The organism is Staphylococcus sp. GDY8P47P, assembly GCF_016892225.1.
Lineage (GTDB): Bacteria > Bacillota > Bacilli > Staphylococcales > Staphylococcaceae > Staphylococcus > Staphylococcus borealis.
Window position 1 is genome coordinate 21,738 of sequence record NZ_JAFENV010000025.1, and the last position, 11,470, is coordinate 33,207.

The following is an 11,470-nucleotide window of genomic DNA, read 5'->3' on the forward strand; positions in this document are numbered from 1 at the left end:
AGTGGACGACGAATTTAAAAGAATTCTGTCCCACTCCCTTCTTTATACAATGAGAGTAACTGTCAATATCAGTCGACAGTTACTCCCTTATTTATTTTATGCGTTTTAATTAATGTGGATCTACCATATCTTCAGGTTTAATCCATTCTTTAAATTGTTCTTCTGTAACATGTCCAGATTGGATAGCAGATTCTTTTAAAGTTAATCCTTCTTTATGTGCTTTTTTAGCAATTTGAGCAGCTTTTTCATAACCAATATGAGGGTTTAAAGCAGTTACTAACATTAATGATTGATTTAAATAATTATTAATGTTTTCTTCAATTGGTTCAATGCCTATCGCACAGTTATCATTGAATGTTTGCATACCATCTGCAAGTAAGTAAATTGATTGTAATGTGTTATGAAGTATTACTGGTTTAAAGACATTTAATTCAAAATTACCTTGTGAACTTGCAATACCAACTGTAGTGTCATTACCCATAACTTGAACTGCAACCATTGTAAGCATTTCGCATTGTGTTGGATTTACTTTACCAGGCATAATTGATGATCCTGGTTCATTTTCAGGAATTGAAATTTCTGCAAGTCCCGCTCTCGGACCAGACGCTAACCATCTAATATCATTTGCGATTTTCATCAAGTCTGCTGCTAACGCTTTTAACGTACCATGTAATTGAACAACTTCATCATGAGATGTCAATGCATGGAATTTATTGTCAGATGATACAAAGTTATATCCAGTATTATCTGAGATAAATTTAGCAACCTTATTACCAAATTCTGGATGCGCATTAATACCTGTACCAACAGCAGTTCCACCGATAGCTAAGCTTAAGATATGTTTTTTTGATTCTGCTAGTAATTCTTCACATTTATCTAACATATAACGCCAGCCACTGATTTCTTGTCCTAATTTAATTGGTGTCGCATCTTGTAAATGTGTTCTACCAATCTTAATAATTGATTGATACTTATCCTCTTTTTCTTTAAAAGTATCACGAAGATGTTTTAAAGCGGGTTCAAGTTTAGTTTCAACTTCATGATATAACGCAACATGCATTGCTGTTGGGAATGTATCATTTGAACTTTGAGATTTATTCACATCATCATTAGGATGAATTGATTCGTCAATACCTTGTTCTTTTAAATATTTATTTGCTACAAAGCTAACAACTTCATTAACGTTCATATTACTTTGAGTACCGCTTCCTGTTTGCCAAACAACAAGTGGGAAATGTTCATCTAATTCCCCTTTTAAGATTAAATCACAAGCGTAAACGATGGCATCTTTTTTAGCATCACTTAATTTTCCTAATTCATGATTGGCTAATGCTGCACCTCTTTTTAATTGGGCAAATCCATAAACCACTTCAATTGGCATACGTTCTTTACCCACTGGAAAGTTTCGTTTACTTCTCTCCGTTTGAGCACCCCAATATTTATCTCCAGTTACTTCAATTTCTCCGAATGTATCGTGTTCAATTCTTACTGACATGCGAAAATCTCCCCTTATACAATTATTTAACCATAGTATAGCATTATTTAAATTAAAGGGGCAACGCATTATTAAAGCGGTTTCAACAAATTAAATTCAAGCTCAAATTAAAAAATAACGGTTAGAATATGGATGCATTATTCTAATCGTTATTTTTGATACACTATTCAATTGTTCTTCACCGAAGTAACCTTATTCATGCTTGTTATAATCATATTTAACTTTAACTGCTTTAATAACTGCTAAAGCGCTTAAAATATATAACACCACACTAATGATCAATGTAAAAGGACTTAATTGAATTAGAAAGCCTATAAATCCCGTGAGTTGTGCATAAAAATCATTTAAAGAATACATTAAAATACCAGTTATTAAAATACAACATAGCACACTTATGAATACACCTGTTTGATTACTTTTGATGAAAGGTTGCGCACTTATATTTTCAATTAAACCGTTGGATAAGTTTAATTGCAATTTAATAATTTTAAACAATATTGGTAGATAAAGTGCACCAAATGCGATTGGGAATCCTTTAATTGAAAGTAAACTAATCAAAATAGTGGCAATCGTTAGTGGAAGCCAATATTTATGTAACATTTTACGCTCTCCTTATATTTAATGATTGAAGTATATTTTACCATATTTCATAATCCATTAAATTGTATTCAGCCGTTAAACTCGTAAAAATTTACATTTACTTAGTACGCTTGTTTCATAAAAAATAAACTCGAGACATCTTTAAAGGTCTCAAGTTTATATTAATCAAAAGTATTCGTTTTAAAGCTATCATCTATTCATGCGATTGATTTAATTTGTCCTCATCATTTTCTTCAGAAATTTGTTCCATCTCTTTGCCTAAGGTTTTTAAATCATCTAAATCTTGCACCATCGCATTTTCTTCTTCACGATAATTTAGTTCCGAATCTTTATTTTCAGCCATTTGTCAAACCTCACTTTTAAATTTAAGCAAATCTAGCAGTGAAATATGCTTTAACATCTTCAGGTAAACCTTCAGCAGCCGCTCTATCTAACACGACTGTTACCATTCTATGTGCTTTAAGATCAGAAGGTTCAAAGCTTGATTTACCATTTTCTTCATAAAGTTTTTTAACAACCTCACGTTTATTTGCACCAGTCACAACTAATACAACTTCACGTGATTTTAATAAACCTTGTCTTACGTTTACATTTAAACTACCCGCTTCATCAATAGATGTAACTTGTAGAATTAATTTTCCTTTATTTTCTTTCGTCTTAATTTTATCATCAATTAAAGACGCCGCATCATCATCAAAATTAATTGGATAAATTTGGCTAGCAGGTACGCCTAACGCCTCATAAAATGAACGATTATCATCATAATCCAAAATATTTATTTGACTAAAATCGACTGCATGATGATCAACATCTTTCTTTAGTTCATCTAATACTGGTGCCGCATCTTTAGTTAAATGAATGCCAGCAATCGTTGTAGGATTGTTATTAAATTGCTTTCTAATGATATCTGCTGTGTATTCAGCTACGTGTTCTACATCATTAAATACTTTAAAGTTCATTGCCATTGTCTTTACACTCCTCTTAGTTCATCAATGTCTTATAAATAACGTATTATTTATTAGAATACCCTTGTAGACATTAAATCAAACTATTTTAAAAATGTTATATTAAATCACTAATAAATATAACATTTTTTAATAAAAAGATGCATTGAATTTCAACTTTCGGATTAACGTTTACGATAAACCAGGAAAGTTTTGTTGTCGTAGCGCTTCATAGATTAACAATGCTGCTGTATTAGATAAATTCAATGATCTAATATTCTCACTCATAGGAATTCTTAATGCTGTATCCGCGTATTTCTCTTTAACCCAATCAGGTAATCCAGTTGTTTCCCTACCAAATATAAAATAATAATCTGTATTCTCCTTAGCGAAATTAAAATCGCTATAAGTTTGTTTACCAAATTTAGTTAATAAATAATATTCGCCATTTGTAATATCAAAGAAGTCTTCAATACTTTCATGATAGGTAATATTAACGTGTTCCCAATAATCAAGACCAGCTCGCTTTAACATTTTATCATCCGTACTAAATCCTAATGGTTTAATCAAATGTAAATGTGTATTTGTCCCTGCACAAGTACGAGCGATATTACCTGTATTAGCAGGAATTTCTGGTTGAAATAAAACAATATGATTTGTCATTTAAAGTTTCCTCATTTCTAATCCTTTTATCATTTCATTTTGAACTTCTTCAAGTTCATGTTCATAGTATTCATCTATGAATTCACGTGCTTCTTCTCCTAGAATTTGACCGATTGCCCAGTACGCAGTTCCCCTAATCATTGGCCTTGGATCATTTAATGCTACTTCTTTAAGTTCAGGTATAGCGGCAACTTCATTAAAGTGTGCTAATGCAATAATAGCGTTACGTTGAATTGGTTTTTTTCCACGCCAAGCACCTGCTAAATGACCATAAGTTTGTTTGAATTCTTTATTGCTCATTTGTAATAATGGTACTAATCGTGGTTTCAATATCTCAGGTTCTAGTATAATATCATCATGTGTCGTGTTTATTCCTTTATTTTTAGGACAAACTTGTTGACATGTATCACATCCATATAAACGATTACCTATTTTATATCTATATTCATCTTGTAGGTATCCTTTCGTTTGTGTTAAAAAGCTAATACACTTTTGAGCGTTTAATTGACCATTTCCAACAAGTGCGCCCGTAGGACACCTATCAACACATATCGTACAATCACCACAGCTATCAAGAATTGGATCATCTGGCTCAAATGGTATACTCACTAACATTTCTCCTAAGTAAGTCCAGGTACCTAAATCGGGGTTAATGATAAATCCATTTCGACCTGCAAATCCAAGTCCAGCTCGCTCTGCAACTGCCCTATCGGATAACACGCCAGTATCAACCATACTCTGTATTTCTACTTCGGGCACTTTAGATTGTATAAAATCCGCAAGCTTATCTAAACGCTTTCGCATAATTGAGTGATAATCTTGTCCCCAAGAAGCGCGTGCAAACATCCCTCGACGATCACCTCTAACACTTTTAGGTGCACCTTTAAGTTTATTTGGATATCCAACAGCTATTGCTATAATTGAACGTGCAGTAGGCAAACTTAATTTTGGCTCAGTTCGTAATGCAATATCTGATTCTTCAAATCCTGAAGCATAGCCTTTTGCGTGATAATCTTCTAATTTCTTTTTAAGTTCATCAAATGGATCAGCTGTAGTAAAACCAATGCTATCTATGCCTATTGAATATGCATAATCGATAATTTCTTCTTTAAGCCAATTATAATCCAATACATTTGCCTCCTTAAAAATGATACATATGACATTTTAACACAATCCTCTTAAAGAAATCGTTAATTATTTATGGACTATTTAAGTATCTTTACATTTTAATAGGAGTCTGAAACGTATATGTCTCAGACTCCTTAATCAGTCATTATTATTTCTATAGTACTCTAGATAAAAAGTTTTGTGTTCTTTTATGCTTCGGTGACTGAAATAGTTGTTGAGGTGAACCTTCTTCTACAACGTATCCATCAGCCATAAAAATCACTTTATCACTTACATCTCTCGCAAATCCCATTTCATGAGTCACAACAACCATTGTCATACCTTCTTTAGCTAAATCTTTCATGACATTGAGCACATCGTATACAACTTCCGGATCCAATGCAGATGTAGGTTCATCAAATAATATGATATCTGGATGCATAGCCAATGCCCTAGCTATCGCAACTCTTTGCTTTTGCCCGCCGGATAATTGTGAAGGATAAACATCAGCTTTATCTTCAAGTCCCACTTTTTTTAGTAATGCAAGTGCCTCTTGTTTCAATTGATTTAAATCGTTCATATTTAGTAACTTAGGTGCCAAAACGATGTTATCCAAGACTGTTTTATGTGGAAATAAATTAAAATTTTGGAATACCATTCCCATTTTTTGACGTAATTTATTTAAATTATTATTCTGATGAGTCAGTTCAGTTCCCTCAAAAATAACCTTTCCACTAGTTGGTGTCTCTAACAAATTTATACATCTTAGCAGCGTGCTTTTACCACTTCCAGATGGTCCGATGATGGCTAAAACTTCACCTTTATTTATTTCCAAATTAATATCTTTAAGTACTTCAATTTTATCAAATTTTTTAGTTAAATTTTCTATTTTAATCACTTGCTTTCATTCTCCCTTCAATTAAACTCATAACGCTTGATAATGAGAAAGTTAATATAAAGTACATACATGCAGCTATGATTAATGGTGTGAAAGGATCAAATGATATACCTTGTACAACTTGAGCGTTGAACATAATTTCACCAACACCAATTGTAGATATAATAGATGACTCTTTTATTAAAGTAACAAATTCGTTTCCTAAAGCTGGTAATATATTTTTAAATGCTTGAGGTAATACAATATGAATCATTGTTTTTGAATAATTTAAACCTAAGCATTGCGCAGCTTCAGTTTGACCTTTATCAACTGCATTAATTCCAGCTCTTATTATTTCTGCAATATAGGCAGAAGAGTTTATGACTAATGAAATCGTTCCACAAATAAGTGCAGAAATATCTAACCCTAAGAGTGCAGTTGTTCCAAAAAAGACTATAAAAACTTGCACTAACATTGGTGTTCCTCTCAAAAATGCGATGTAAATTGACGCTGGCCATGAAAGAATTTTAAATTTACTAAGTTTTGCAAGTGCAATAAATGATCCAATAATCGCTCCACAAACTACACCGATTAAAGAAATAAGTACAGTATTTTGCAATCCTTTAACGAAGAAAGTGCCATACTTTTGAATAAAACTACCATCGTCAACCATTTGTTCTGAAGCTATATTCATATATTTATTGATTAAATTTTGGTCTTTAACATTTTTGATTGACTCATTTAGATGTTGTAATAAAATAGGTGAGTCTTTAGGTAAAGCAATGACTGTAGTTTTTTTCTCCTCATTAAATGAAACATTGGCAATTTTTAAATCTTTATTTTGCTTAGCGTAGGCTTCAGCTACTGGCTTTTCAATAACTAATCCATCAATTTTTTTACTTTTCAAAGCTAAAATTGCATCTGGTAAACGATTGAGTGAACTTAATTGTGCATTTTCTATTTCTTGCTGCGCAATTTTTTCTTGCTCACTGCCCTTTTGAGCGCCTATTTTTTTATTTTTAAAATCATTTAACGTATGGAATACATCACTATTATTTTCTCTAATTAACATTACATTACCTGTTTCCATGTATGGTTCTGAAAAATCTACTTCTTTTTTCCTTTCAGGTGTAGACGTCATACCAGATATAATAATGTCTATTTTCCCAGTTTTTAAAGCGCCAAGTAAACTATCAAATTGCATATTAACAATTTTTAATTTTAAATGATTATCTTTTGCAATTTTTTTAGCTAATTCAATATCTACACCCACATATTCTGTCTTACCATTTTTCGTTTTTTCAAATTCCAGTGGTGCATAATCGGCTGATAGTCCTACTCTTAATTCACCTCTTTCTTTAATTTTATTCCAAGTTGCATCTTCATCAGCTAATACCATTGGTTGTATGTATATCAATGTCAAACTAATTAAGATTGCTATAGTTAGTACTTTAGTAATTATTTTCATAAGCAACCTCCTTTAATTAATTCATTATTATACATATAAATGTATTAATATACAATAGTGTATTTAAAAAAAGGAGTTAGACAGAATTCTTTTTAAATTCATTGTCCAACTCCCAGCTTGCTTAGCTTGTAAAATGTATTTATAAAATTTTTTATTGACCACACGCAAGCATGACTATACTGAAAAACACATCTTTAGTGTCTTAACAGTTCAGTCACCTACTGCGAATTTGTATAATAACTTCAATATTATATATTCCTGGCTCGTAAGTAAGCTTTATTGCTTAGGTATTTCAAATTTATAAATACCATCATGATAACTAGGAATTAATTTTTTGCATATTTCATGAATAATAAATGCACTCACAAATGGAATTATCAAGTAACCAAAAATAAGTAAAATAATATTCATTGTTGCATCACCAGGCATTCTATTAAAGGCATTGATTGGTCCAACTAAACCTGTGTACCCAAATCCAGCCGATAATGGTGTACCTTTAATTCCAATGGCGTATGCTAATACTCCTGATACGATACCATTTAAAGTTAGTGGAACCGCAATGATTAAATGCTTTAAATATACAGGTATCATCATTTTTGCAGCACCAATGAGTAATACAATATTAACACCCATTGAATTAACTCGTATTGATCCAAATATGAAAGTAACACAAGCAGCTACAATTCCCATATTGGCTGCACCACTTCCTAAACCAGTTAAGCTTATAGCTGTGGCAATAGCAACTAATGAAATCGGTGTAACCATCAATAATGAGAACGTTACACTTATCAAAATTGACATGATGAGTGGATTCAAAGCTGTAAATGAATTTACCATATGACCAAGACCTTTAGTTATGGTTTGTACATAAGGTAATGTTAAAAGTCCAATTAAACCACTTGCAACAGGAATTAAGACTGGTAATATAATCATTTCAAGTGATCCTAATTTCCCTTGCAAAAACATATATAATGCACACGCTATAATGACAACTAAAATAATATTAATAATATCACCGATGCCCTTTAATGCAATACCTTTAGAAGTGAATTGTACCGCTCCAGATCCAAGCATAGCAGCTACACCAACCATACAAGACCCTGCACCATTAAACTTAAATTGATGTGCTGCTAAAACACCGATAATAAATGCCATAAATGATTGAATAATAATCACTAAATGAAATACTAATTGAAGTAATGGATGATTATCCATAAATAATTTTAAAAATTCTCCCAACAATGCATTTGGTAATAAAGCAATGACAACTCCAGCACCTACAGCATTGAGAATATTACTAAAAAAATACTTTAAACTTATGCGTTGTTTACTCATAGTAGCCTCCGTTTTTAAACATTAGCTTTATATTAGTACAATCTACCCTGTTTAACAATATGAACAAATAAGTTTTAATCAAAAATTAATGTTGAGACTATCAATACAAACAATAAAAAAAGTTATTTAAAAATAATTATCAAATAAAGTTTTAAATTGTTTTATCATATCCTAAAATTTGAGCAATTTTCTATTGATAAAACAATGCAAGATTATGGCCATTTTCTAAAAGCAACTTAGGAAAAATAATAAGAAAGCTCTTAAAATCATTAATGAGTTGTGACATAATTTGTGACATAAATTTTTAATTTAGTCCCCTCTCGTGACATAGATATGACATAAAAATAGTGTCTAAAAGCATAAAAAAAGAGTGAAAACATTGATTTAACAACATTTTCACTCTAAAAATTCCTAAAAGAATTTAAAAATATACCGGCGGTCGGGGTCGAACCGACACTCCAATACAGGAACGGGATTTTGAGTCCCGCGCGTCTGCCAATTCCGCCACGCCGGCTCAATTTTTGATAAATAAAAAACTTCCATTTGGAAGCAAAAACTTGGAGCGGAAGATAGGATTTGCACCTATATCTCGTTCCGGGAAGGAACGTATTCAAAAAGTTGAAATACTCCCGCATTATTAGAATATGGAGCGGAAGATAGGATTTGCACCTATACCTTGTTCCGGGAAGGAACATATTCTAAGAGTTGAAATACTCCCGCATTATTAAAATATGGAGCGGAAGATAGGATTTGCACCTATATCTCATTCCGGGAAGGAATGTGTTCTAAGAGTTGAACTACTCCCGCATCGTGCATGGAGGCGGCAACCGGATTTGAACCGGTGATAAAGGTTTTGCAGACCTCTGCCTTACCACTTGGCTATGCCGCCAATAACTGGGCTAGCTGGATTCGAACCAGCGCGTGACGGAGTCAAAGTCCGTTGCCTTACCGCTTGGCTATAGCCCATTAATAATATTAAGGGCGGTTGAAGGGAATCGAACCCTCGAGTGTCGGAACCACAATCCGATGCGTTAACCACTTCGCCACAACCGCCATGGCAGGGACAGTAGGAATCGAACCCACATCAAAGGTTTTGGAGACCTCTATTCTACCGTTGAACTATGTCCCTATTATAGATGGTGGAGGGGGGCAGATTCGAACTGCCGAACCCGAAGGAGCGGATTTACAGTCCGCCGCGTTTAGCCACTTCGCTACCCCTCCAAGAGATGGTGCCGGCCAGAGGACTTGAACCCCCAACCTACTGATTACAAGTCAGTTGCTCTACCAATTGAGCTAGGCCGGCATAGTGAAATGGTTCAGGACAGAGTCGAACTGCCGACACATGGAGCTTCAATCCATTGCTCTACCAACTGAGCTACTGAACCATAATTTGTAATGGCGGTCTCGACGGGAATCGAACCCGCGATCTCCTGCGTGACAGGCAGGCGTGTTAACCGCTACACTACGAGACCTAAAAATGTAATTGCGGGAGGCGGATTTGAACCACCGACCTTCGGGTTATGAGCCCGACGAGCTACCGAACTGCTCCATCCCGCGATAATAATTAATGGCGGAGGAAGAGGGATTCGAACCCCCGCGGCCCGTTAAGGCCCTGTCGGTTTTCAAGACCGATCCCTTCAGCCGGACTTGGGTATTCCTCCACTAATTAAATGTAAATTACTATAAAATTGATAAATGGCGGTCTCGACGGGAATCGAACCCGCGATCTCCTGCGTGACAGGCAGGCGTGTTAACCGCTACACTACGAGACCATTAAAATACGGAGGAAGAGGGATTCGAACCCCCGCGAGCCGTTAAGCCCCTGTCGGTTTTCAAGACCGATCCCTTCAGCCGGACTTGGGTATTCCTCCAAAATTATATGGACCTTGCAGGACTCGAACCTGCGACCGAACGGTTATGAGCCGTTAGCTCTAACCAACTGAGCTAAAGGTCCAAATTATAATTCTACAACTAATAAGTAGTGGCGGTGGAGGGGATCGAACCCCCGACCTCACGGGTATGAACCGTACGCTCTAGCCAGCTGAGCTACACCGCCGTTATCTAGTTTGTAAATGTAATATGGTGGAGACTAGCGGGATCGAACCGCTGACCTCCTGCGTGCAAAGCAGGCGCTCTCCCAGCTGAGCTAAGCCCCCATATTGTATTTAAATAAAGTTCCTATCGGGAAGACAGGATTCGAACCTGCGACCCCTTGGTCCCAAACCAAGTGCTCTACCAAGCTGAGCTACTTCCCGTAAGAGAACGCGCCCGATAGGAGTCGAACCCATAACCTCTTGATCCGTAGTCAAACGCTCTATCCAATTGAGCTACGGGCGCAAAATTATATATGGTGCCGAGGACCGGAATCGAACCGGTACGGTGATCTCTCACCGCAGGATTTTAAGTCCTGTGCGTCTGCCAGTTCCGCCACCCCGGCACTATATTAAATAATGGAGCGGAAGACGGGATTCGAACCCGCGACCCCCACCTTGGCAAGGTGGTGTTCTACCACTGAACTACTTCCGCGTATGCGGGTGAAGGGAGTCGAACCCCCACGCCGTAAGGCGCTAGATCCTAAGTCTAGTGCGTCTGCCAATTCCGCCACACCCGCGTATACATGTGAGCCATAGAGGATTCGAACCTCTGACCCTCTGATTAAAAGTCAGATGCTCTACCAACTGAGCTAATGGCTCAAAATAGATGGTGCCGGCCAGAGGACTTGAACCCCCAACCTACTGATTACAAGTCAGTTGCTCTACCAATTGAGCTAGGCCGGCTATTTAGTTTTAAGTTTAAATGGTGGAGAATGACGGGTTCGAACCGCCGACCCTCTGCTTGTAAGGCAGATGCTCTCCCAGCTGAGCTAATTCTCCATTACTATATGCCTGGCAACGTCCTACTCTAGCGGAACGTAAATCCAACTACCATCGGCGCTAAGGAGCTTAACTTCTGTGTTCGGTATGGGAACAGGTGTGACCTCC

9 protein-coding genes, 26 tRNA genes and 1 rRNA gene are annotated in these 11,470 nt (G+C 35.7%); all 36 read right to left on the minus strand.

The window, feature by feature from the left end; all coding sequences use genetic code 11:
- Positions 1-109: 109 nt before the first annotated feature.
- Positions 110-1,495, minus strand: a complete 1,386-nt coding sequence (gene fumC / locus JVV30_RS10430; protein WP_204194198.1) for a class II fumarate hydratase — start codon at positions 1,493-1,495, stop codon at positions 110-112.
- A 192-nt stretch (positions 1,496-1,687) separates the two neighbouring features.
- A complete protein-coding gene (locus JVV30_RS10435) occupies positions 1,688-2,095 on the minus strand; it encodes a hypothetical protein (RefSeq protein ID WP_070855026.1) in 408 nt (135 codons plus the stop codon).
- A 193-nt stretch (positions 2,096-2,288) separates the two neighbouring features.
- The gene (locus JVV30_RS10440; protein ID WP_107630288.1) at positions 2,289-2,438 is read right to left on the minus strand and encodes an SAS053 family DNA gyrase inhibitor; all 150 of its coding nucleotides are present in this window, start codon (positions 2,436-2,438) and stop codon (positions 2,289-2,291) included.
- 22 nt (positions 2,439-2,460) lie between these two features.
- The gene (locus JVV30_RS10445; protein WP_070855027.1) at positions 2,461-3,060 is read right to left on the minus strand and encodes a 6-phosphogluconolactonase; all 600 of its coding nucleotides are present in this window, start codon (positions 3,058-3,060) and stop codon (positions 2,461-2,463) included.
- Between the two features lie 171 nt (positions 3,061-3,231).
- On the minus strand, positions 3,232-3,702 hold the full coding sequence (gene trmL / locus JVV30_RS10450) for a tRNA (uridine(34)/cytosine(34)/5-carboxymethylaminomethyluridine(34)-2'-O)-methyltransferase TrmL (RefSeq protein WP_053030624.1): 471 nt from the start codon (positions 3,700-3,702) through the stop codon (positions 3,232-3,234).
- Complete coding sequence (queG, locus tag JVV30_RS10455; protein WP_070855028.1) at positions 3,703-4,830, minus strand: tRNA epoxyqueuosine(34) reductase QueG; 1,128 nt, start codon at positions 4,828-4,830, stop codon at positions 3,703-3,705.
- Positions 4,831-4,984: 154 nt separating this feature from the next.
- The gene (locus tag JVV30_RS10460) at positions 4,985-5,707 is read right to left on the minus strand and encodes an amino acid ABC transporter ATP-binding protein (RefSeq protein WP_053030628.1); all 723 of its coding nucleotides are present in this window, start codon (positions 5,705-5,707) and stop codon (positions 4,985-4,987) included.
- Positions 5,700-7,154, minus strand: a complete 1,455-nt coding sequence (locus JVV30_RS10465; RefSeq protein ID WP_204194199.1) for an ABC transporter substrate-binding protein/permease — start codon at positions 7,152-7,154, stop codon at positions 5,700-5,702. The genes JVV30_RS10460 and JVV30_RS10465 overlap by 8 nt, the downstream gene beginning before the upstream one ends.
- 276 nt (positions 7,155-7,430) lie before the next feature.
- Positions 7,431-8,489 (minus strand): PTS sugar transporter subunit IIC, encoded by a 1,059-nt coding sequence (locus JVV30_RS10470; protein ID WP_053030632.1) that lies wholly within the window; start codon positions 8,487-8,489, stop codon positions 7,431-7,433.
- A gap of 430 nt (positions 8,490-8,919) precedes the next feature.
- Positions 8,920-9,003 (minus strand) — tRNA-Leu (locus tag JVV30_RS10475).
- 131 nt (positions 9,004-9,134) lie between these two features.
- Positions 9,135-9,209: transfer RNA gene (locus JVV30_RS10480), tRNA-Gly, on the minus strand.
- 12 nt (positions 9,210-9,221) lie between these two features.
- Positions 9,222-9,296, minus strand: a tRNA-Gly gene (locus JVV30_RS10485).
- Between the two features lie 8 nt (positions 9,297-9,304).
- Positions 9,305-9,378, minus strand: a tRNA-Cys gene (locus JVV30_RS10490).
- A gap of 5 nt (positions 9,379-9,383) precedes the next feature.
- Positions 9,384-9,455, minus strand: a tRNA-Gln gene (locus JVV30_RS10495).
- A gap of 14 nt (positions 9,456-9,469) precedes the next feature.
- Positions 9,470-9,542: transfer RNA gene (locus JVV30_RS10500), tRNA-His, on the minus strand.
- Positions 9,543-9,544: 2 nt separating this feature from the next.
- Positions 9,545-9,618, minus strand: a tRNA-Trp gene (locus tag JVV30_RS10505).
- An 8-nt stretch (positions 9,619-9,626) separates the two neighbouring features.
- A tRNA-Tyr gene (locus JVV30_RS10510) sits at positions 9,627-9,710 on the minus strand.
- Positions 9,711-9,716: 6 nt separating this feature from the next.
- Positions 9,717-9,792: transfer RNA gene (locus JVV30_RS10515), tRNA-Thr, on the minus strand.
- A gap of 9 nt (positions 9,793-9,801) precedes the next feature.
- A tRNA-Phe gene (locus JVV30_RS10520) sits at positions 9,802-9,874 on the minus strand.
- An 11-nt stretch (positions 9,875-9,885) separates the two neighbouring features.
- Positions 9,886-9,961 (minus strand) — tRNA-Asp (locus tag JVV30_RS10525).
- Between the two features lie 11 nt (positions 9,962-9,972).
- Positions 9,973-10,046, minus strand: a tRNA-Met gene (locus JVV30_RS10530).
- A gap of 11 nt (positions 10,047-10,057) precedes the next feature.
- A tRNA-Ser gene (locus JVV30_RS10535) sits at positions 10,058-10,150 on the minus strand.
- A 35-nt stretch (positions 10,151-10,185) separates the two neighbouring features.
- Positions 10,186-10,261, minus strand: a tRNA-Asp gene (locus tag JVV30_RS10540).
- Positions 10,262-10,270: 9 nt separating this feature from the next.
- Positions 10,271-10,360: transfer RNA gene (locus tag JVV30_RS10545), tRNA-Ser, on the minus strand.
- A 9-nt stretch (positions 10,361-10,369) separates the two neighbouring features.
- Positions 10,370-10,443: transfer RNA gene (locus JVV30_RS10550), tRNA-Ile, on the minus strand.
- A gap of 28 nt (positions 10,444-10,471) precedes the next feature.
- A tRNA-Met gene (locus JVV30_RS10555) sits at positions 10,472-10,545 on the minus strand.
- 24 nt (positions 10,546-10,569) lie between these two features.
- A tRNA-Ala gene (locus tag JVV30_RS10560) sits at positions 10,570-10,645 on the minus strand.
- A gap of 25 nt (positions 10,646-10,670) precedes the next feature.
- Positions 10,671-10,744, minus strand: a tRNA-Pro gene (locus JVV30_RS10565).
- 8 nt (positions 10,745-10,752) lie between these two features.
- A tRNA-Arg gene (locus JVV30_RS10570) sits at positions 10,753-10,826 on the minus strand.
- An 11-nt stretch (positions 10,827-10,837) separates the two neighbouring features.
- Positions 10,838-10,926 (minus strand) — tRNA-Leu (locus tag JVV30_RS10575).
- 14 nt (positions 10,927-10,940) lie between these two features.
- A tRNA-Gly gene (locus JVV30_RS10580) sits at positions 10,941-11,015 on the minus strand.
- Between the two features lie 3 nt (positions 11,016-11,018).
- Positions 11,019-11,100 (minus strand) — tRNA-Leu (locus tag JVV30_RS10585).
- A 9-nt stretch (positions 11,101-11,109) separates the two neighbouring features.
- Positions 11,110-11,182: transfer RNA gene (locus JVV30_RS10590), tRNA-Lys, on the minus strand.
- A gap of 8 nt (positions 11,183-11,190) precedes the next feature.
- Positions 11,191-11,266 (minus strand) — tRNA-Thr (locus tag JVV30_RS10595).
- Positions 11,267-11,286: 20 nt separating this feature from the next.
- A tRNA-Val gene (locus tag JVV30_RS10600) sits at positions 11,287-11,362 on the minus strand.
- A 10-nt stretch (positions 11,363-11,372) separates the two neighbouring features.
- Positions 11,373-11,470 (minus strand): 5S ribosomal RNA (rrf, locus tag JVV30_RS10605); the annotation flags it as partial.